Below are 21,640 nucleotides of genomic sequence, written 5' to 3' on the forward strand. Positions count from 1 at the left end.
ACTGAGGACAAGCCCTCGGCCTATTAGTACCAGTCAGCTCCACCCGTTACCGGGCTTCCACATCTGGCCTATCAACCCAGTCGTCTACTGGGAGCCTTAACCCCTCAAGGGGGTGGGAATACTCATCTCGAAGCAGGCTTCCCGCTTAGATGCTTTCAGCGGTTATCCTTTCCGAACGTAGCCAACCAGCCATGCCCTTGGCAGAACAACTGGCACACCAGAGGTTCGTCCGTCCCGGTCCTCTCGTACTAGGGACAGCCCTTCTCAATATTCCTACGCGCGCAGCGGATAGGGACCGAACTGTCTCACGACGTTCTAAACCCAGCTCGCGTACCGCTTTAATGGGCGAACAGCCCAACCCTTGGGACCGACTCCAGCCCCAGGATGCGACGAGCCGACATCGAGGTGCCAAACCATCCCGTCGATATGGACTCTTGGGGAAGATCAGCCTGTTATCCCCGGGGTACCTTTTATCCGTTGAGCGACAGCGCTTCCACAAGCCACTGCCGGATCACTAGTCCCGACTTTCGTCCCTGCTCGACCCGTCGGTCTCACAGTCAAGCTCCCTTGTGCACTTACACTCAACACCTGATTGCCAACCAGGCTGAGGGAACCTTTGGGCGCCTCCGTTACTCTTTAGGAGGCAACCGCCCCAGTTAAACTACCCATCAGACACTGTCCCTGATCCGGATCACGGACCCAGGTTAGACATCCAGCACGACCAGAGTGGTATTTCAACGGCGACTCCACAACCACTGGCGTGGCTGCTTCAAAGTCTCCCACCTATCCTACACAAGCCGAACCGAACACCAATATCAAACTGTAGTAAAGGTCCCGGGGTCTTTCCGTCCTGCTGCGCGAAACGAGCATCTTTACTCGTAGTGCAATTTCACCGGGCCTATGGTTGAGACAGTCGAGAAGTCGTTACGCCATTCGTGCAGGTCGGAACTTACCCGACAAGGAATTTCGCTACCTTAGGATGGTTATAGTTACCACCGCCGTTTACTGGCGCTTAAGTTCTCAGCTTCGCCGACCCGAAAGTCAGCTAACCGGTCCCCTTAACGTTCCAGCACCGGGCAGGCGTCAGTCCGTATACATCGCCTTACGGCTTCGCACGGACCTGTGTTTTTAGTAAACAGTCGCTTCTCGCTGGTCTCTGCGGCCACCCCCAGCTCATGGAGTAAATCCAATCACCAGTGATGGCCCCCCTTCTCCCGAAGTTACGGGGGCATTTTGCCGAGTTCCTTAACCATAGTTCACCCGAACGCCTCGGTATTCTCTACCTGACCACCTGAGTCGGTTTAGGGTACGGGCCGCCATGAAACTCGCTAGAGGCTTTTCTCGACAGCATAGGATCATCCACTTCGCCACAATCGGCTCGGCATCAGGTCTCAGACTTAATGTGTGACGGATTTGCCTATCACACGCCCTACACCCTTACCCCGGGACAACCACCGCCCGGGCTGGACTACCTTCCTGCGTCACCCCATCGCTTACCTAGTACAAGTCTGGTTCGTCGGCTCCACCACTACCCTCAACTCCGAAGAGATCGGGCCGGCTTCACGGACTTAGCATCGCCTGATTCAGTATTGGGCGTTTCAAAGCGGGTACCGGAATATCAACCGGTTGTCCATCGACTACGCCTGTCGGCCTCGCCTTAGGTCCCGACTTACCCTGGGCAGATCAGCTTGACCCAGGAACCCTTAGTCAATCGGCGCACACGTTTCTCACGTGTGTATCGCTACTCATGCCTGCATTCTCACTCGTGAACCGTCCACAACTCGCTTCCGCGGCTGCTTCACCCGGCACACGACGCTCCCCTACCCATCCGTACTCCCGTTGGGGATACATGTACGAATGACACGACTTCGGCGGTACGCTTGAGCCCCGCTACATTGTCGGCGCGGAATCACTTGACCAGTGAGCTATTACGCACTCTTTCAAGGGTGGCTGCTTCTAAGCCAACCTCCTGGTTGTCTCTGCGACTCCACATCCTTTCCCACTTAGCGTACGCTTAGGGGCCTTAGTCGATGCTCTGGGCTGTTTCCCTCTCGACCATGGAGCTTATCCCCCACAGTCTCACTGCCGTGCTCTCACTTACCGGCATTCGGAGTTTGGCTAAGGTCAGTAACCCGGTAGGGCCCATCGCCTATCCAGTGCTCTACCTCCGGCAAGAAACACACGACGCTGCACCTAAATGCATTTCGGGGAGAACCAGCTATCACGGAGTTTGATTGGCCTTTCACCCCTAACCACAGGTCATCCCCCAGGTTTTCAACCCTGGTGGGTTCGGTCCTCCACGAAGTCTTACCTCCGCTTCAACCTGCCCATGGCTAGATCACTCCGCTTCGGGTCTTGAGCGTGCTACTAAAACGCCCTATTCGGACTCGCTTTCGCTACGGCTTCCCCACACGGGTTAACCTCGCAACACACCGCAAACTCGCAGGCTCATTCTTCAAAAGGCACGCAGTCACGACTGTTGCTCCGAAGAACAACAGCGACGCTCCCACGGCTTGTAGGCACACGGTTTCAGGTACTATTTCACTCCGCTCCCGCGGTACTTTTCACCATTCCCTCACGGTACTATCCGCTATCGGTCACCAGGGAATATTTAGGCTTAGCGGGTGGTCCCGCCAGATTCACACGGGATTTCTCGGGCCCCGTGCTACTTGGGTGTCTCTCAAACGAGCCGTCAATGTTTCAGCTACGGGGGTCTTACCCTCTACGCCGGACCTTTCGCATGTCCTTCGCCTACATCAACGGTTTCTGACTCGTCTCACGGCCGGCAGACCGCAAAAGAGAGATCCCACAACCCCGCATGCGCAACCCCTGCCGGGTATCACACGCATACGGTTTGGCCTCATCCGGTTTCGCTCGCCACTACTCCCGGAATCACGGTTGTTTTCTCTTCCTGAGGGTACTGAGATGTTTCACTTCCCCTCGTTCCCTCCACACTGCCTATGTGTTCAGCAGCGGGTGACAGCCCATGACGACTGCCGGGTTTCCCCATTCGGACACCCCCGGATCAAAGCTCGGTTGACAGCTCCCCGGGGCCTATCGTGGCCTCCCACGTCCTTCATCGGTTCCTGGTGCCAAGGCATCCACCGTGCGCCCTTAAAAACTTGGCCACAGATGCTCGCGTCCACTGTGCAGTTCTCAAACAACGACCAGCCACCCATCACCCCACCCACAAGGGCGAGTTCACTGGGGCCGGCAACCGAAGGACAGACTCAAACGAGCCCGTACCCTCAGATACCCAACAACGTGCCCGACACGACCGACCATTCTCCACGTTCCACGCCGAAGCAGTACTGGTGAACAACAACCTGTCGTGCCGAATAGTCAACGTTCCACCCATGAGCAACCACCGTCGAACATTTGCCGACGTAGTGGCCTCTGACCAAGCAAGCTCGGTAAGAAGTGCTCCTTAGAAAGGAGGTGATCCAGCCGCACCTTCCGGTACGGCTACCTTGTTACGACTTCGTCCCAATCGCCAGTCCCACCTTCGACAGCTCCCTCCCACAAGGGGTTGGGCCACCGGCTTCGGGTGTTACCGACTTTCGTGACGTGACGGGCGGTGTGTACAAGGCCCGGGAACGTATTCACCGCAGCAATGCTGATCTGCGATTACTAGCAACTCCGACTTCATGGGGTCGAGTTGCAGACCCCAATCCGAACTGAGACCGGCTTTTTGAGATTCGCTCCGCCTCGCGGCATCGCAGCTCATTGTACCGGCCATTGTAGCACGTGTGCAGCCCAAGACATAAGGGGCATGATGACTTGACGTCGTCCCCACCTTCCTCCGAGTTGACCCCGGCAGTCTCCTGTGAGTCCCCATCACCCCGAAGGGCATGCTGGCAACACAGAACAAGGGTTGCGCTCGTTGCGGGACTTAACCCAACATCTCACGACACGAGCTGACGACAGCCATGCACCACCTGTATACCGACCACAAGGGGGGCACCATCTCTGATGCTTTCCGGTATATGTCAAGCCTTGGTAAGGTTCTTCGCGTTGCGTCGAATTAAGCCACATGCTCCGCTGCTTGTGCGGGCCCCCGTCAATTCCTTTGAGTTTTAGCCTTGCGGCCGTACTCCCCAGGCGGGGAACTTAATGCGTTAGCTGCGGCACCGACGACGTGGAATGTCGCCAACACCTAGTTCCCAACGTTTACGGCGTGGACTACCAGGGTATCTAATCCTGTTCGCTCCCCACGCTTTCGCTCCTCAGCGTCAGTAATGGCCCAGAGATCCGCCTTCGCCACCGGTGTTCCTCCTGATATCTGCGCATTTCACCGCTACACCAGGAATTCCGATCTCCCCTACCACACTCTAGCCTGCCCGTATCGACTGCAGACCCGGGGTTAAGCCCCGGGCTTTCACAACCGACGCAACAAGCCGCCTACGAGCTCTTTACGCCCAATAATTCCGGACAACGCTTGCGCCCTACGTATTACCGCGGCTGCTGGCACGTAGTTAGCCGGCGCTTCTTCTGCAGGTACCGTCACTCTCGCTTCTTCCCTGCTGAAAGAGGTTTACAACCCGAAGGCCGTCATCCCTCACGCGGCGTCGCTGCATCAGGCTTTCGCCCATTGTGCAATATTCCCCACTGCTGCCTCCCGTAGGAGTCTGGGCCGTGTCTCAGTCCCAGTGTGGCCGGTCGCCCTCTCAGGCCGGCTACCCGTCGTCGCCTTGGTAGGCCATCACCCCACCAACAAGCTGATAGGCCGCGGGCTCATCCTTCACCGCCGGAGCTTTCAACCCCGTCCCATGCGGGACAGAGTGTTATCCGGTATTAGACCCCGTTTCCAGGGCTTGTCCCAGAGTGAAGGGCAGATTGCCCACGTGTTACTCACCCGTTCGCCACTAATCCACCCCGAAGGGCTTCATCGTTCGACTTGCATGTGTTAAGCACGCCGCCAGCGTTCGTCCTGAGCCAGGATCAAACTCTCCGTGAATGTTTTCCCGTAATCGGGACGACACACACGAGAGCGGGACAACCGGTCGGAATAGGACCGGTCGTCCACAGCGTCCTCGCTGTGTAAAATTGCCCACCGGAACCACAAGGCCCGGCAGGACTTTCAAAGGAACCACCAACCTGCCGAAACAGGCCGGGGTATCAACATATCTGGCGTTGACTTTTGGCACGCTGTTGAGTTCTCAAGGAACGGACGCTTCCTTCGTACTCACCCTCACGGGCTTTCCTCCGGGCTTTTCCCTTCGGTCTTGCGTTTCCGACTCTACCAGACTCTTTCGTGTCCGATTCCCGGTCGAAACGGGTTCCGCTTTCCAGGTTTCCGCTTTCGCGTTTCCCTTTCCGGCGAGTCCGACTCTATCAGATCCTCTCGGGCCTGATTCCCGGTCAGCGGGGTTTGTCCTACCGGCTGTTGGGCCGTTCGGACGAGTGAGACCTTAGCGAACCCCTGGCCCCGACGCTAATCGGGGTCACGCTCCTTCGAACGTGGATTCTTCATTTCGCGAATGCGCACGGAAAGCCGTACGACAGGCGTCGATGGCTCGTTGTGGTTACTGCGGAATGGCTGTCCGGGGACCGACCGGGGTCGGCGCTCACGTCGGACAACTCGGAGTACATTACGGATGCAGGCGGCCCGTGTCAACCATGGGTGGTCCCTGGGTGTGGCGGAAGGCCGAGCGGTAGTCGCGCGGGCTGGTGGCCAGGTGGGCGGCGAAGTGCTGACGCATCGTGATCTCGCTGCCGAAGCCTGTACGGCGGGCCACCTCGGGCAGGGGCAGGTCGGTGCGCTCCAGAAGCTTCTGAGCTGCGGCGATGCGTTGAGTGATCAGCCAGCGCACGGGCGTCGTGCCGGTGGTCGCCTGGAAGTGGCGGGCGAAGGTGCGGGCGGACATGCCGGCGCGGGCGGCGAGGTCGGCCACCGTGTGCGGTTCGGCCAAATGGGTCAGGGCGAAGTCCCGTACCGAGGCGAGCGTGTCGGCGTCCCGGTCGGTGTGCGGGGTGGGGTGCTCGATGAACTGGGCCTGGGTTCCGGTGCGGAACGGGGCCGTGACCATCGAACGGGCGATCGCCGCTGCGGCTTCGGCGCCATGGGCCGTACGGACGAGGTGGAGGCAGAGGTCGATGCCGGCCGCGGTCCCTGCTGACGTCCAGATGTTGTCCTCCTGAAGGAACAGGGCGTCCGGGACGACCGTCACTGCGGGGTGGCGGGTGCGCAGGAGCTCGGTGAGGTTCCAGTGGGTGACGGCCCGTCGGCCGTCGAGGAGGCCTGCCTGGGCAAGGGTGAACGCGCCGCCGCAGAGCGCGGCGATGGGGACGGAACGGGCGTGGGCGCTGCGCAGGGCTTCGAGGACCGGGGTGGGCGCGGGTGTCAGGTGGTCGTCGAGGCCGGGAACGACGATCAGATCGGCGCGGGTCAGCCAGGCGAGGGTGCGGTCCGGGGTGAGGGAGAGACCCCCGCGCAGAGGGATGGGGGCCGGATCGGCGGCCGTGCGGTGCAGGTCGAAGGGCGGAACCCCGCGGTCGGTGCGGTCCACGCCCCAGACCTCGGTGATCACCGAAACGTCGAAGGCCCGGACACCGGGGAACGAGACGAGGGCGATGCGGGTGGGGGCGGGGGCCTGCATGGTCGCCATGGTGGCAGTAAAGCATCGATCGATGACTTTCCGGCCTCTGGGCGACAGGGGCGAGGGGCGGCAGCATCGTCGGCATGGAGATCGCAGAGAACGCAGCGCTGGTCGTGGTGGACGTTCAGGAAGGCTTCGAGGAGGAGGCGCACTGGGGGCCGCGGAACAATCCGGATGCGGATCGGAACATCGCCGAGCTCATCGACGCGTGGCAGGCGAGCGGGCGGCCCGTCGTGTTCGTACGGCATGACTCGCCGAAGCCGGATTCGCCGCTGCGGCCCGGGTACCCGGGGAACGGTTTCAAGGCGTATGTGGAGGAGCGGCGGGGGAAGGGGAGCGGGCCCGAGCTGTTTCTGACGAAGACCGTGAATTCCGCCTTCTACGGGACGCCCGATCTGGGGGCGTGGCTGAGCGAGGGCGGAGTGCGGCAGATCGTGGTGGCCGGAATCCAGACCAATATGTGCGCGGAGACGACAGCACGCATGGGCGGCAATCTCGGGTACGAGGTGTTCTTCGCGCTCGATGCCACGCACACGTTCGACGGGGTCGGGCCGTGGGGGTGGGCACTGAGCGCGGACGAGCTGGCGCGGGCCACCGCCGTGTCGCTGCACAGCGGTGGGTTCGCGAAGGTCGTGACCAGCGCGGAGCTGGTGGCTGCCGCGGGGAAGTGAGGGTCAGCCGTTGCCCGAGGCCAGCTCGCGGCTGCGGTCGCGGGCCGCTTCGAGGGCGGCGATGAGCGCGGCGCGCACGCCGTGGTTCTCCAGCTCGCGGATGGCACTGATGGTGGTGCCGGCCGGGCTGGTCACGGCTTCGCGGAGCTTGACCGGGTGTTCACCGCTGTCGCGGAGCATCACCGCGGCGCCGATGGCGGCCTGCACGATCAGGTCGTGGGCCTGGGCACGGGGCAGGCCGAGCAGGATGCCCGCGTCGGTCATCGCCTCGACGAGGAAGTAGAAGTACGCGGGTCCCGAGCCCGAGAGCGCGGTCGCCGCGTCCTGCTGGGACTCGGGAACGCGGAGGGTCTTGCCGACCCCGCCGAAGATCGCCTCGGTGGTGGAGAGGTGGTCGACGGTGGCATGGCTGCCCGCGGAGATGACGGACATGCCCTCGTCCACCAGGACGGGGGTGTTCGGCATGACACGTACGACCGGGGTGCTCGCGGCGAGGCGGTCCTCGATGAAGCCGGTCGTGATGCCGGCGGCGGCGCTGATGACCAGGCGGTCGGCGGTGACGTGGGGGGAGAGCTCGTCGAGGAGCCGCCCCATGTCCTGGGGCTTGACCGCAAGGATCAGGATGTCGGCGCGCTTGGCGGCTTCCGCGTTGGTGACCGACTCGACGCCGTAGCGGGTATGGAGTTCCTCGGCGCGCTCGGAGCGACGGGCGGTGACCAGCAGGTCGGCGGCGCGCCAGCCCGCCCGGATCATGCCGCTGAGCAGTGCCTCGCCGATCTTGCCGGTGCCGAGGACTGCGACTGTCTGGGTCATGTGGTTCACCCTCCGGACGGTGCGGTGGTTCGCGGTTCTGGTGGTGCGTCGTCGCCGCCATCCTCGCACCGGGACGGAGAGGCCATCTACGGGACAGCCCTCAGGCGGTGCGGCGCCGGAGAGTGGCCGCGCCGAGGGTGAGGACGAGGAGGGCGCAGCCGGCGACGATCAGGACGTCGCGGACGAAGTTGCCGGTCACGTCGGTGTGGTGGAGGACTTCGTTCATGCCGTCGACCGCGTAGGACATGGGCAGGACGTTCGAGATCGCTTCGAGGACGGGCGCCATCCGGTCACGTGCGATGAAGAGTCCGCAGAGCAGCAGCTGAGGGAAGATCACGGCCGGCATGAACTGGACGGCCTGGAACTCGGACGCGGCGAAGGCGGAGACGAACAGCCCGAGCGCCGTGCCGAGCAGCGCGTCGAGGAGGGCGACGATGAGCAGCAGCCAGGGCGATCCGATCACGTCGAGGCCGAGCGCCCAGACCGAGAGCGCGGTGGCCAGGAGGGACTGGAGGATCGCGACGGCGCCGAAGGCGAGGGCGTAACCGGCGATCAGGTCGCCCTTGCCCATCGGCATGGCGAGGAGGCGTTCCAGGGTGCCCGAGGTCCGTTCGCGGAGAGTGGCGATCGATGTCACCAGGAACATCGTGATCAGCGGGAAGATGCCGAGGAGTGAGGCTCCGATGGCGTCGAACGTGCGTGGGCTGCCGTCGAAGACGAATCGCAGCAGCGTGATCATCACGACCGGGATCAGAAGCAGCAGCGCAACGGTGCGCGGGTCGTGCGCCAACTGGCGCAGGACCCTGGCGGCGGTGGCGAGGGTCCGGGCCGGGCTGAGCGCCCGGGGCTTGGGGGCCGGGCGGCCGGCGGCCCGGGGGGTGGTCCTCGCGTCGGTCGCGTTGTCCGTGTTCGTCGTGCTCATCGGGCGTTCTCCTGACGGCTGGCGGCCTCGTCGACCAGGTGGAGGAAGGCTTCTTCGACGGTGGCGGTGCTGGCGTCGGTGCGCAGCGCCTCGGGCGTGCCGTCGGCGAGGATCTCGCCCTCACGCATGAGGAGCAGTCGGTGGCAGCGCTCGGCCTCGTCCATGACGTGGGACGAGACGAGAAGCGTGGTGCCGTGGTCGGCGGCCAGACTGTGGAAGAGGGCCCACAGGTCGCGGCGGAGCACCGGGTCGAGACCCACGGTCGGTTCGTCGAGGACCAGGAGTTCGGGGGTGCCGAGCAGGGCCACGGCGAGGGAGACCCGGGTGAGCTGGCCGCCGGACAGGGTGCCGGCGAGGGCATCCGCATGGTCGGCCAGGTCCACATCATCGATGGCCTGGGTGACGGCGGCCCGGCGGCTGTCCCGGTGGCTGCGGCCCGGTTGGAGGACGGCCGCGAAGTAGTCGAGGTTCTGCCGGACGCTGAGGTCGGTGTAGACCGACGGGGCCTGGGTGACGTACCCGATGCGCGGGCGGAGGGCGGGGTGGCCCGCAGGGGTCCCGAGGACGTGGAGGGTACCGGTGACCTTGGCCTGGGTGCCGACGACGGCTCGCATCAGGGTGGATTTGCCGCAGCCCGAGGGGCCGAGGAGGCCGGTGATCCTGCCGGGTTCGACGGTGAAGTCGATGCCGCGCAGGACGGTTCGGTCGCCTCGTACGACGGTGAGGCCGCGGGCCTCGATGGCGAAGCCCGAAGAATTCATCATGCGATGAATATTGGGTCCGGCAACGCCCTGCGTCAAGGGCCTGCGGAGCCGGATGCGGTCCGGGCCCGGGGCGCTCGGCACGCTGCCGAGGCCGCCGTGGCACGAGCGTCGCGAAGAGGTCGCGGTGACGGGGCGGCACAGTGACACGGCGGCGGTGACCTGCCACCGCCCCGCCGTGCCGCTTCGGTGTGACCGTCAGCGCGTCGCCACGCTGAGGTCGACCACGTAACTCTCTTCGACCGTCCCGTCCGCAAAGAGCTCCGCGAGGATCTCGCGTTCGTCCGTGAGGAACCGGCGCGCGTCCTCCTCGCCGCGGACGAGGAAGGCGGAGTGGCTGCCGAGGTTGGCGAGATGGGTGTCGAGCGACACCTGACGGGTCCAGGACACCTTGCGGTTGGCGAAGTCGAGCTCGGCCGGGAGGTCGCGGGGGCGGACGGACGAACCGTGGGCGCTGTCGTCCGCGCCGAAGAAACGGCGGAGGCGGGCGTCCTGCTCGGCGATCCAGGGGACCGAGTGGTCGGAGACGTTCCACCAGAGCGCGAGGGCGCCGCCCGGGCGCAGGACGCGGACGGCCTCGGGGGCGGCGAGGGCCTGGTCGGTCCAGTGCCAGGACTGGGCGTACGTGATCAGGTCGGCCGAGGCGGTGGCGAAGGGGAGGCGGTTGCCGTCGCCGCGCACCATCGGCACCTGCGGAAGCGTCCGGTGCAGTTCCGCGGCCATGCCGGGGCCGGGCTCGACGGCTGTGACATGGGCGCCGTGGTTGCGGAGGAGGCGGGTGGAGATGCCGGTGCCGGCGCCGACGTCGAGGGTGCGGGCGCCCCGCAGGGGACGGCCGGCGAGCTCCTCGATCGCCGTGAAGAGGGCGGGCGGGTAGCCGGGGCGGGCCGCGGAGTACTGGGCGGCTGCGCGGTCGAAGGAGAGCGCGCGGGACCGACCGTGGTGGGGCGTGGACGCGCCGGGGCCGGTGGAGGTGGTGGGATCCGTGTGAGACATGGGGGCATCGTCGCCCGGGCCGGGTTACTTGCGCCGAGGTTTTCCGGGCTTGGTCGTCCTGCGTCCCGCCGGGTTCCCGGTCCGCGCCGAGCGGCGCTTCGCGTACCGCGCGACAGCCGTCTCGTACTCCGTGCGCCGCAGCTTCTCGCCCGGCGCCTCCAGGAACGCGCGGAAGAAGTACGCGAGCAGCGAGCCGATGAAACCGATCGTCTTCAGACCGCGCAGATTGTCCTCGCGGGCCTGGTCGGCGGGGCGGTGGCTGAACCCTTCCCAGGTCTTGCGGAAGGCGACGGCGCTGCAGACGGCGAACATCAGGACGACCAGGATCCCGACGAAGCTGCCGACGTCGGCGATCTCCAGGCCCTGGTAGGCGAAGCGGAGCACGAAGCAGGACGCGACGGCCGCGGCGAGGGAACCGAGAGCCACACCGGCGCGGCGCAGTCCGTAATGACCGTCGTGCTCGACCCAGGTCGTGCCGAAGAAACGGATGGGCTCGGGCTGCGGGCCGGGGGCGGTGGATCCGGACTCGGTGCCGTCGGGGGCTTCGGGGTTCTCGCTCACGAGGTCGATTATCCCCGGGCGGCAGGGGTACGGGTGCGGGCCGGCCCCCGGCGACCGCTGGTCACCGGGGGCCGGACGGGCCGTGCGGATGCGTGTGTCAGCCGAGCTTGGAGACGTCGCGGACCGCCCCGCGGTCCGCGCTCGTCGCCATCGCGGCGTACGCCCGCAGCGCCGCCGAGACCTTGCGCTCGCGGCTCTTCGGCGCGTACACGCCGTTCAGCGCCTCGCGGCGGGCGGTCAGTTCGGCCTCGGGGACGAGGAGCTCGATCGACCGGTTCGGGATGTCGATCCTGATCCGGTCGCCGTCCTCGACGAGCGCGATCGTGCCGCCCGATGCCGCTTCCGGCGAAGCGTGGCCGATCGACAGGCCCGACGTACCGCCGGAGAAGCGGCCGTCGGTCACCAGGGCGCAGCTCTTGCCGAGACCGCGGCCCTTGAGGAAGGACGTGGGGTAGAGCATCTCCTGCATGCCGGGGCCGCCGCGCGGGCCCTCGTAACGGATGACGACGACGTCGCCCTCCTTGATCTCCTTGCGGAGGATCTTGTCGACGGCCTCCTCCTGCGACTCGCAGACGACGGCCGGGCCCTCGAAGGTCCAGATCGACTCGTCGACGCCGGCCGTCTTCACGACGCAGCCGTCCTCGGCGAGATTCCCCTTCAGGACCGCGAGGCCGCCGTCCTTGGAGTAGGCGTGCTCCAGGTCGCGGATGCAACCGCCCGCCGCATCCAGGTCGAGGGTCTCCCAGCGCTCGGACTGCGAGAAGGCGGTCGCGGAACGGACGCATCCGGGGGCCGCGTGCCACAGCTCGACGGCTTCGGGCGACGGGGAGCCACCGCGGACGTCCCAGTTCTTCAGCCACTCGGCGAGGGTGGCGGAGTGCACCGAGTGCACGTCCTCGTCGAGCAGGCCGGCGCGGTGGAGCTCACCGAGGATGGCGGGGATGCCGCCGGCCCGGTGGACGTCCTCCATGTAGTACGTGCCGCCGGGGGCCACGTTCGGCGCGACCTTCGACAGGCAGGGGACGCGGCGCGAGACCTCGTTGATGTCGTCGAGGTCGTAGGCCAGCTCGGCCTCCTGGGCTGCGGCGAGCAGGTGCAGGATCGTGTTGGTGGAGCCGCCCATGGCGATGTCCAGCGCCATCGCGTTGTCGAACGCGGCGCGGGTGCCGATGGAGCGCGGCAGGACCGTCTCGTCGTCCTGCTCGTAATAGCGCTTGGTGATCTCGACGACCGTGCGGCCGGCCTCCTCGTACAGCGCCTTGCGGGCGGTGTGCGTGGCGAGGACGGAGCCGTTCCCGGGGAGGGAGAGGCCGAGGACCTCGGTGAGGCAGTTCATCGAGTTGGCGGTGAACATGCCGGAACAGCTGCCGCAGGTGGGGCAGGCGTTCTCCTCGATGCGGAGGATGTCCTCGTCCGAGACGTTCTCGTTGACGGCGTCGCTGATCGCGTTGATCAGGTCGAGCTTGCGGACGGTGCCGTCGACGAGGGTGGCCCTGCCGGCCTCCATCGGGCCGCCGGAGACGAAGACCGTCGGGATGTTCAGGCGCATCGCTGCCATCAGCATGCCGGGGGTGATCTTGTCGCAGTTGGAGATGCAGATCAGCGCGTCCGCGCAGTGCGCCTCGACCATGTACTCGACGGAGTCGGCGATCAGGTCGCGGGAGGGGAGCGAGTAGAGCATCCCCGCGTGGCCCATCGCGATGCCGTCGTCGACGGCGATGGTGTTGAACTCGCGCGGCACGGCGCCTGCCGCCTTGATGGCGTCGGAGACGATCCTGCCCACCGGGGCGAGGTGCGTGTGACCGGGGACGAACTCGGTGAAGGAGTTGGCGACCGCGATGATCGGCTTGCCGATGTCCTCGCTGGCTACGCCCGAGGCCCGCATAAGGGCGCGGGCGCCCGCCATGTTGCGGCCGTGGGTGACAGTGCGGGACCTCAGCTGGGGCATCGTCTCTCGCTCCTTCGACAGAAAAGACTGTCTTCGAGGTTACGCCTTGGCTCCAAGATCTGGACACGGCGTCCGGAATGCGGGACGGGGTGCTCGCTGTGTGGGCGGGTGGGGTCGTTCGCCGCCCCTCCCCGGCACCGCGGCCCGGGTCCTCGGTATCGCGCGGGCCGGATCGTCACCCTGGCACGTCGAGCGGCTGTGCGGACGCCGAAGAGGTTCCCGGAGCGCCGGTCAGTCCTCTGTCAGGTAGCGCTGCAGGGTCGGTGCCACCATCGCCACGATCTTCTCCGGTTCCGCCGACGCCAGCGGCTCCGCCTGGATCACGTACCGCAGCATCGCGATCCCGATCATGTGCGAGGCGGCCAGTTCCGCGCGGAACGTCGCGTCCGGTACGTCCAGTGTCTCCGCGATCCGTTCCAGCAGCCGCCGCAGCACGAAACCGCGCAGCACCTTCGCCGCCGCCTCGTGCGTCAGCGCGGACCGCATGATCGCCAGCAGCGGCGCTCGGGACACCGGGTTCTCCCAGACACCGATGAAGTAGCGGACCAGGCGCTCCCCCAGGCCGTCCGTGCCGCTGCCGATGATGGCCGACAGCACCAGTGCGGGCTCGAAGGAGACCTCGATCGCAGCCGCGAAGACCTCGTCCTTCGTACCGAAGTAGTGGTGGACGAGCGCGGCGTCGACGCCCGCCGCCTTGGCGATGCCGCGGATCGACGTCTTGTCGTAGCCACGTCCGGCGAACTCGGTACGGGCCGCCTCGAGGATGCGTTCGCGGGCCCCGGGACCGGTGACCTCGTCCGTACGGGCAGGGCGGCCGCGGCGTCTGGGGCGTTCGTCGGGACCGGGCGAGTCGCCGTCCCTGTGGATGGTCATGGGCGCGGCACCTGCGCCGTCGCGGACGCCAGGTGGAGCCGGGTGAAGGCGAGCGCCTCCGCCAGGTCGGCCTCGCGTTCGGCGGCGGACATGGCGCGGCGGGTGTTGACCTCGATGACGACATGGCCGTCGAAGCCGGTACGGGCCAGCCGCTCCAGCAGTTCGGCGCAGGGCTGGTCACCGCGGCCGGGCACCAGGTGCTCGTCCTTGTTCGAGCCCTTGCCGTCGGCCAGGTGGATGTGCGCGAGGCGGTCGCCCATCCGCTCGACCATGGCCATGCCGTCGGTGCGGGCGGTCGCGGTGTGCGAGAGGTCCACGGTGAAGTGCCGGTAGTCGTCGTTGGTGACGTCCCAGTCGGGGGCGTACGCGAGCATCTCGCGGTCCCGGTACCGCCACGGGTACATGTTCTCGACCGCGAACCTGACATCCGTCTCGTCCGCCATGCGCCAGATGCCGGTGACGAAGTCGCGCGCGTACTGCCGCTGCCAGCGGAACGGCGGGTGGACGACGACCGTCGACGCGCCGAGCTTCTCCGCGGCCGTGCGGGCCCGCTGGAGCTTCACCCATGGATCGGTGGACCAGACCCGCTGCGTGATCAGCAGGCAGGGCGCGTGAACGGCGAGGATCGGCACCTGGTGGTAGTCCGAGAGCCGTCGCAGCGCCTCGATGTCCTGGCTCACGGGGTCGGTCCAGACCATGACCTCGACACCGTCGTAGCCCAGACGCGCGGCGATCTCGAAGGCCGTCGCCGTCGACTCCGGATACACCGAAGCCGTCGACAGGGCGACCTTCGCATCCGGGATGCGCACCACTGGTTCTGCCACGGGGACAGGGTACGGGGAGGCTGTGCGTGCCACCGAGGAGCTCGGGCGGAAAGTGAGCAGCACCATGGTCGGCGCCCGGTGCCCCCGGCAGGTCCGCGGGGCCCCCGACGGCCCTGGGCGCGGAAGCCGGCCACCCGACGGGTCCCCTTCGCGCCGGGGTCCGCCGGGCGGGTGGTGCGGGTCAGTTCAGGGCCGCGGCCGCTGTCGGAAGGTGGTCGAGCCGGCGCAGGATCACTCCCTCGCGCAGCGCCCACGGGCAGATCTCCAGCTCCTCCACCCCGAAGAGGTCCATCGCTCCCTCCGCGACCAGCGCCCCCGCCAGCAGCTGCGCGGCCCGTCCCTCGGAGACCCCGGGCAGCCGGCCCCGCTGGTCGGCGGTCATCGCCGCCAGCTTCGGCACCCACTCCTCCAGCGCCTTGCGGGTGAGCGCACGCTGCACGTACAGGCCCTCCGTGGACCGTGCGGCGCCCGCGATCCTGGCGAGCTGCCTGAACGTCTTGGAGGTCGCGACGACATGGTCGGGGCGGCCGAAGCGGCTGAACTCGCCGACCGAACGGGCGATGCTCGTCCGCACATGGCGGCGCAGCGCCTTCACCTCGGCCGGGTCCGGCGGATCGCCCGGCAGCCAGCCGGACGTGAGGCGTCCGGCCCCGAGCGGCAGCGACACCGCGGCGTCGGGCTGCTCGTCGATACCGAACGCGATCTCCAGCGAGCCGCCGCCGATGTCCAGGACCAGCAGTTTCCCCGCCGACCAGCCGAACCAGCGGCGGGCGGCGAGGAAGGTGAGCCGGGCCTCCTCCGCACCGCTGAGGACGGCGAGGTCGATGCCGGTCTCCTCCCGTACCCGGGCCAGCACCTGGTCGGCGTTGCTCGCCTCCCGCACCGCGGACGTGGCAAACGGCAGCACGTCCTCGCAGCCCTTGTCCTCGGCGGCCTGCAGCGCATCCGCGATCGTCGTGACAAGCCGGTCCACACCCTCGGGGCCGATCGCCCCGTCCGCGTCGAGGAGTTCGGCCAGGCGCAGCTCCGCCTTGTGCGAATGCGCGGGCAGCGGGCGGGCGCCGGGATGCGCGTCCACCACCAGCAGATGAACCGTGTTCGACCCCACGTCGAGGACTCCGAGTCTCATAGCCGGAACGCTACTGCCCTCGCGGACTTACTCTTGGCCTGTGCCAAAGACGAAAAAGGCGAAGCCGGGCAAAGTCACGAAGAAGCAGAGAACGAAGCAGGAGATGCAGCAGCCGGAAGTGAACGGGCCGGACCGGTCCGAGGATGAGAAGGGGATCGACTTCGCACGCGCCTGGGTCGAGTTCCCCGACCCCGCTGACGACGAACAGGTCTTCCGCTGCGACCTGACCTGGCTGACCTCCAGGTGGACCTGCATCTTCGGCAGTGGCTGCCAGGGCATCCAGGCGGGCCGTGCGGACGACGGGTGCTGCACGCTGGGGGCGCACTTCTCCGACGAGGACGACGAGAAGCGGGTGGCGGAACACGTCTCCCGGCTGACCCCGGATCTGTGGCAGTTCCACGATGTCGGTACGGAGACGGGCTGGGTCCAGCTCGACGACGACGGAGAACGCCAGACGCGTCGCTGGAACGGGTCCTGCATCTTCCAGAACCGGCCCGGGTTCGCGGGCGGGGCCGGCTGTTCGCTGCACATTCTGGCGCTCCGCGATGGCAAGGAGCCCCTGGAGACCAAGCCGGACGTGTGCTGGCAGCTGCCGATCCGGCGTACGTACGACTGGATCGACCGGCCCGACGACACGCGCGTGCTCCAGGTCTCCATCGGCGAGTACGACCGCCGGGGCTGGGGTCCGGGCGGGCACGATCTGCACTGGTGGTGCACGTCGGCGACCTCGGCGCACGGGGCCGGGGAGCCCGTCTATGTGTCGTACCGGCCCGAGCTCACCGAGCTGATGGGCAAGGAGGGCTACGAGCGTCTGGCCGAACTGTGCGAGGAGCGGCTCTCGTCGCTGCTGCCCATGGCGCCGCATCCGGCGGATCCGGTGCAGCCCTAAGCAGCCGGGGCGGGCTGAAGGCGTGCTTCAGCCCGTCGGTGCCGGGTCGCTCGGGCTTGTCCCCGGGTCGGCGGGATCGGACGGAGCGGGCGTGTTCGACGAGCCCGACGGGTCCGGGGAGGGCGCCGGGTCCGTCGGTGGCGGTGTGGGATCGGGCGACGGCTCGGCCGTCTCCGAGGGGCCGGGCGACGTCGGGGGCCGAGTCGACGGATGGGACGGCTGGGTGGGCCTGGCCGGTAGAGACGCCGCCGCCACCGCCCGGTGTCCGCTGATCATCACGGTCGAGCCCGACGGCGCCAGACGGATGTGCGCGCTCCAGGCCCCGGCCGGCTCCCGCGCATGGTCCACCAAGACCCGGATCGTGACGCTCTCGCCCGCGGCGAGGGTTCCGGACAGCCTGCTGAGGCGCAGCCAGGGGGCGTCCGCCCGTGCCGACCAGGCCACGGGTGCACCGCCCGAGGCGGTCAGCGTGATCAGCGTCGTGTCGCCGACCGAGCGGGCCGCGACGGCGAATCTGCCGGGGCCGTGCTGCCCCGTTCCGGAACTGATCACCTCGGCGGACACGTCCGGCGTGCCGCTGCCGTCCTGGAAGCGGGAGCCGGGCTGGGGGCTGGCGTTGCCCGCGTTCTCGTAGCGGTCGTACGGGTCGCCGTCGAGGTCGCTCCGGTCGTCGGTCCCGGTCGCGGCGACCGATGAGCCGTCATGCCCCTCGCCGGTCAGCGGCGCGCCCCGGTAGGCGGACCACAGCGCGATCACAGGGGCGGCGACGACGGTGGCCACCAGCGTCGTCGTCACGACTCTCGCCCGCAGCCGGTCCCGGCGCGCGGCGTGGTCCTTCGGATCCAGCGGGAAGCCCGTCCGGTCGAAGCGCGGAGTGCCGGACCGATTCCTCTGGGCGTGGATCATCGCCACGTACGCGGACGGCCGCGGGGCCTCGACGACCGGAAGTGCGGCGCCCGGGCTGACGGTCGCACCCGGCCAGGGGCCTTCGGCGCCCGCCCGCTCGGCGACGCGGCGGCAGCGGGGGCAGTCGTCGACGTGGCGGACGAGCTCGCGGCGCAGGGGGGCGGAAAGCAGGAGACGGTGGTCGCCGGTGAGCCGGGCGACGGTGGAGCAGTTGCCGGTCTCGACGACGGCGAGGGCGGCCCGGGTGCGTTCCACCTCGCAGGCCGCGGTGGCGAGGAGCTCGCGGGCCGTCGCGGGGTCGAGCCCGAGGACGGAGGCAACGGCGCGCGGGGCGAGGTGGTGGCGTACCGCCAGTTCGAGCGCCTCGCGCTGCTCGGGGGTGGTGCCCGCGGCCTCGGGCCAGGCGAGCTGGGCGAGTTCGCGGCGGTGCGCCTCGGCGGCCGCATCGGTCTCGGGGGCGTTCGCAGCGGCTGCGGGGGCGGGGACGGGCGCGGGGGGCTTACCGGATTGCGCACGCGCCCCGTGGGCGGCCGCCGTCGTCCTGCACTGGTGCTTGGCCGGCTGATGGCGGTGCGCCTGGCGGCCCCGCTTCTGCTCGGCGAGCTTGCGCAGGCACGTCCACCTGGCCAGCGCATACATCCAGGTTTTACGTTCCTCCTCACCTTTCGGGCACCGCCCGTCCTGCCGCTCCGCGAGCGCGAGCACGGTGCCCAGCGCCTCGACGGCTCCGTCGTGATCGCAGAGCACGGAGAGGCAGTAGGTGAACAGGCCGTCGAGATACGCCTCGTAACGGGCGGGCGTTCGCTTCGGCGACGACCGGGGCGCACGGCGCTGGGCCCGGTGTGCGCCGGTGGTGTGCGTGTGGATCTCCAGCCTGCTGCTCGTCACCTGGCGACCGTAGGCAGGGCCGGGCATGCCCTTGGCACCCCTTGCGCACATTTAACCCTTACGGATGAACGTATGCCTCGAAAGGGGACAGGAATATTCGACTCCGGCAGGGCTTTGCGGACGGCCGCACCCTGCCCGCACTCCCCGCACCCGCCGTCGCGAGCGCCTGCGCACCCGCCCCGGGCAGCGTTGTCAGACCTCACCTATACGGTGGCGCCATGGCTGCCCGTACGAAATCCGCGAAGGACCGGCCGTCCTACCGCTGCACCGAATGCGGCTGGACGACCGCCAAGTGGCTCGGCCGATGCCCCGAGTGCCAGGCGTGGGGGACGGTCGAGGAGTTCGGCGGCGCCCCTGCCGTACGGACGACGGCGGCCGGCCGCGTCAGCTCGGCCGCACTGCCCATCGGCCAGGTCGACAGCCGGCAGGCCACCGCACGGTCGACCGGGGTCGACGAGCTGGACCGGGTGCTCGGCGGCGGGCTGGTCCCCGGGGCCGTGGTGCTGCTCGCGGGCGAGCCGGGCGTCGGCAAGTCGACGCTGCTGCTGGACGTGGCCGCCAAGGCCGCCAGTGACGAGCACCGCACCCTCTATGTCACCGCGGAGGAGTCCGCGAGCCAGGTGCGGCTGCGCGCCGACCGGATCCGGGCGATCAACGACCACCTCTACCTCGCCGCCGAGACCGACCTCTCCGCGGTCCTCGGCCATCTGGACGCGGTCAAGCCGTCCCTGCTCGTCCTCGACTCCGTGCAGACGGTCGCCTCGCCGGAGATCGAGGGTGCGCCCGGCGGCATGGCGCAGGTCCGGGAGGTCGCCGGAGCGCTCATCCGCGCCTCCAAGGAGCGCGGCATGTCCACGCTGCTGGTCGGCCATGTGACCAAGGACGGTGCGATCGCCGGGCCCCGGCTGCTGGAGCACCTCGTCGATGTGGTGCTGTCCTTCGAGGGCGACCGCCATGCGCGCCTCCGGCTCGTCCGGGGCGTGAAGAACCGGTACGGCGCGACCGACGAGGTCGGCTGTTTCGAACTGCACGACGAGGGCATCACGGGCCTCGCCGATCCGTCCGGCCTCTTCCTCACCCGGCGTGACGAGCCCGTACCGGGCACCTGTCTGACGGTCACGCTCGAGGGGCGGCGCCCGCTCGTCGCCGAGGTGCAGGCGCTGACGGTCGATTCACAGATCCCCTCGCCCCGGCGCACGACCTCCGGTCTGGAGACGTCCCGGGTCTCGATGATGCTGGCCGTTCTGGAGCAGCGCGGCCGGATCAGCGCGCTCGGCAAGCGGGACATCTACAGCGCGACGGTCGGTGGCGTGAAGCTCTCCGAGCCCGCCGCGGACCTCGCGGTGGCGCTGGCGCTGGCCAGCGCGGCAAGCGACACACCCCTGCCCAAGAACCTGGTGGCGATCGGCGAGGTGGGGCTCGCGGGCGAGGTCAGAAGGGTTACGGGGGTGCAGCGCAGGCTGGCCGAAGCACACCGTCTGGGCTTCACGCACGCGCTGGTTCCGACCGATCCCGGAAAGGTCCCGCCCGGCATGAAGGTCACGGAAGTCGCCAACGTCGGCGACGCGCTCAGAGTGCTCCCGCGCCGGTCTCGCCCGGAGGCCCCACGGGAGGACAACGCGCGCCGGTAGACTTTGCCCTGGTCTCGCCCGTCCGTACGAACGGTATGAGTGACGTAGGGCACCGCAAACCTGTGACCGGAGGAGTGCAGTGGCAGCCAACGACCGGGCATCATCGCCCGGAAAGTCCGGCCAAGGCACCGGTAATGAGGCGCTGATGCGCGCCTCGTTGAGCGCCGTCGCGCCCGGAATGGCCCTGCGGGACGGCCTGGAGCGCATCCTCCGTGGCAACACCGGCGGGCTGATCGTGCTCGGCATGGACAAGACCGTCGAGTCGATGTGCACCGGCGGCTTCGTGCTGGACGTGGAGTTCACCGCGACGCGGCTGCGCGAGCTCGCCAAGCTCGACGGGGCGCTGATCCTCGACAAGGACATGACGAAGATCCTTCGGGCCGGCGTGCAGCTGGTCCCGGACGCCTCCATCCCCACCGAGGAGACCGGCACCCGCCACCGCACGGCGGACCGGGTCTCCAAGCAGTGCAACTTCCCGGTCGTCTCGGTCTCGCAGTCGATGCGTCTGATCGCGCTGTACGTGGACGGGGAGCGCCGCGTCCTGGAGGAGTCCGCCGCGATCCTCTCGCGCGCCAACCAGGCCCTCGCGACCCTGGAGCGGTACAAGCTCCGCCTCGACGAGGTCGCGGGCACGCTCTCCGCGCTGGAGATCGAGGACCTGGTGACGGTGCGGGACGTAACGGCCGTCGCACAGCGCCTGGAGATGGTCCGGCGGATCGCGACCGAGATCGCCGAGTACGTGGTGGAGCTGGGCACCGACGGCCGTCTTCTCTCCCTCCAGCTCGACGAGTTGATCGCCGGCGTCGAGCCCGAGCGCGAGCTCGTCGTGCGCGATTACGTGCCGGAGCCGACCGCCAAGCGGTCCCGCACGGTCACGGAGGCGCTGACCGAGCTGGACGGGCTCTCCCACACCGAGCTGCTCGAACTCCCGGTCGTGGCACGCGCCCTGGGGTACAGCGGCTCGCCCGAGACCCTCGATTCGGCGGTCTCCCCGCGCGGCTTCCGGCTGCTGGCGAAGGTGCCGCGGCTGCCCGGGGCGATCATCGACCGGCTGGTGGAGCACTTCGGCGGCCTGCAGAAGCTGCTCGCGGCGAGCGTCGACGATCTCCAGACGGTGGACGGGGTCGGCGAGGCGCGGGCGCGCAGCGTGCGCGAGGGGCTGTCGCGGCTGGCCGAGTCGTCGATCCTTGAGCGGTACGTGTAGCGGTCGCCGTTCAGCGGTTGCGAAA

15 protein-coding genes and 2 rRNA genes are annotated in these 21,640 nt (G+C 67.9%); 4 read left to right on the forward strand and 13 right to left on the reverse strand.

Features of this window, described 5'->3' with window-relative positions:
• Positions 1–3: 3 nt before the first annotated feature.
• The 3 genes from LRD69_RS13370 to LRD69_RS13380 form a co-directional block, all read right to left on the reverse strand.
• Positions 4–3,128 (reverse strand): 23S ribosomal RNA (locus LRD69_RS13370).
• A 303-nt stretch (positions 3,129–3,431) separates the two neighbouring features.
• A 16S ribosomal RNA gene (locus tag LRD69_RS13375) occupies positions 3,432–4,957 on the reverse strand.
• The 16S and 23S rRNA genes sit together here, the layout of an rRNA operon.
• A 634-nt stretch (positions 4,958–5,591) precedes the next feature.
• Entirely contained in the window at positions 5,592–6,599 is a 1,008-nt protein-coding gene (locus LRD69_RS13380) for a helix-turn-helix domain-containing protein (RefSeq protein ID WP_277329725.1), read from the reverse strand.
• A gap of 83 nt (positions 6,600–6,682) precedes the next feature.
• Here LRD69_RS13380 and LRD69_RS13385 point away from each other — a divergent pair, with 83 nt between their 5' ends.
• Positions 6,683–7,270, forward strand: coding sequence for a cysteine hydrolase family protein (locus LRD69_RS13385; protein ID WP_277326796.1), 588 nt, complete (start codon positions 6,683–6,685; stop codon positions 7,268–7,270).
• A gap of 3 nt (positions 7,271–7,273) precedes the next feature.
• On the opposite strand, the gene proC is transcribed toward LRD69_RS13385, so the two are convergent.
• The 9 genes from proC to LRD69_RS13430 all read right to left on the reverse strand — a co-directional run bounded on the left by proC (position 7,274) and on the right by LRD69_RS13430 (position 16,097).
• Positions 7,274–8,083 carry a pyrroline-5-carboxylate reductase gene (proC, locus tag LRD69_RS13390; protein WP_277326797.1) on the reverse strand — a complete coding sequence of 270 codons (810 nt, stop codon included), beginning with the start codon at positions 8,081–8,083 and terminating at the stop codon, positions 7,274–7,276.
• Between the two features lie 100 nt (positions 8,084–8,183).
• On the reverse strand, positions 8,184–9,005 hold the full coding sequence (locus tag LRD69_RS13395) for an ABC transporter permease (protein ID WP_277326798.1): 822 nt from the start codon (positions 9,003–9,005) through the stop codon (positions 8,184–8,186).
• Positions 9,002–9,769 (reverse strand): ABC transporter ATP-binding protein, encoded by a 768-nt coding sequence (locus LRD69_RS13400; RefSeq protein ID WP_277326799.1) that lies wholly within the window; start codon positions 9,767–9,769, stop codon positions 9,002–9,004. The genes LRD69_RS13395 and LRD69_RS13400 overlap by 4 nt, the downstream gene beginning before the upstream one ends.
• A gap of 195 nt (positions 9,770–9,964) precedes the next feature.
• The gene (locus tag LRD69_RS13405) at positions 9,965–10,762 is read right to left on the reverse strand and encodes a class I SAM-dependent methyltransferase (protein WP_277326800.1); all 798 of its coding nucleotides are present in this window, start codon (positions 10,760–10,762) and stop codon (positions 9,965–9,967) included.
• A gap of 24 nt (positions 10,763–10,786) precedes the next feature.
• On the reverse strand, positions 10,787–11,323 hold the full coding sequence (locus tag LRD69_RS13410; protein ID WP_277326801.1) for a hypothetical protein: 537 nt from the start codon (positions 11,321–11,323) through the stop codon (positions 10,787–10,789).
• A gap of 97 nt (positions 11,324–11,420) precedes the next feature.
• Complete coding sequence (gene ilvD, locus LRD69_RS13415; protein ID WP_277326802.1) at positions 11,421–13,271, reverse strand: dihydroxy-acid dehydratase; 1,851 nt, start codon at positions 13,269–13,271, stop codon at positions 11,421–11,423.
• Between the two features lie 231 nt (positions 13,272–13,502).
• A complete protein-coding gene (locus tag LRD69_RS13420) occupies positions 13,503–14,144 on the reverse strand; it encodes a TetR family transcriptional regulator (protein ID WP_277326803.1) in 642 nt (213 codons plus the stop codon).
• Positions 14,141–14,968 (reverse strand): sugar phosphate isomerase/epimerase, encoded by an 828-nt coding sequence (locus tag LRD69_RS13425; protein ID WP_277326804.1) that lies wholly within the window; start codon positions 14,966–14,968, stop codon positions 14,141–14,143. The genes LRD69_RS13420 and LRD69_RS13425 overlap by 4 nt, the downstream gene beginning before the upstream one ends.
• Positions 14,969–15,149: 181 nt before the next feature.
• Entirely contained in the window at positions 15,150–16,097 is a 948-nt protein-coding gene (locus LRD69_RS13430) for a Ppx/GppA phosphatase family protein (RefSeq protein WP_277326805.1), read from the reverse strand.
• A 40-nt stretch (positions 16,098–16,137) separates the two neighbouring features.
• On the opposite strand from LRD69_RS13430, the gene LRD69_RS13435 reads away from it, so the two are divergent.
• Positions 16,138–16,986 carry a hypothetical protein gene (locus LRD69_RS13435; RefSeq protein ID WP_277326806.1) on the forward strand — a complete coding sequence of 283 codons (849 nt, stop codon included), beginning with the start codon at positions 16,138–16,140 and terminating at the stop codon, positions 16,984–16,986.
• Between the two features lie 27 nt (positions 16,987–17,013).
• On the opposite strand, the gene LRD69_RS13440 is transcribed toward LRD69_RS13435, so the two are convergent.
• Positions 17,014–18,831 (reverse strand): hypothetical protein, encoded by a 1,818-nt coding sequence (locus LRD69_RS13440; protein WP_277326807.1) that lies wholly within the window; start codon positions 18,829–18,831, stop codon positions 17,014–17,016.
• Between the two features lie 167 nt (positions 18,832–18,998).
• Here LRD69_RS13440 and radA point away from each other — a divergent pair, with 167 nt between their 5' ends.
• On the forward strand, positions 18,999–20,411 hold the full coding sequence (gene radA, locus LRD69_RS13445) for a DNA repair protein RadA (protein ID WP_277326808.1): 1,413 nt from the start codon (positions 18,999–19,001) through the stop codon (positions 20,409–20,411).
• Positions 20,412–20,490: 79 nt separating this feature from the next.
• On the forward strand, positions 20,491–21,615 hold the full coding sequence (disA, locus tag LRD69_RS13450; protein WP_277326809.1) for a DNA integrity scanning diadenylate cyclase DisA: 1,125 nt from the start codon (positions 20,491–20,493) through the stop codon (positions 21,613–21,615).
• Positions 21,616–21,640 lie beyond the last annotated feature (25 nt).

Origin of the sequence: Streptomyces sp. JH14, assembly GCF_029428675.1 — a bacterium.
Taxonomy (GTDB): domain Bacteria; phylum Actinomycetota; class Actinomycetes; order Streptomycetales; family Streptomycetaceae; genus Streptomyces.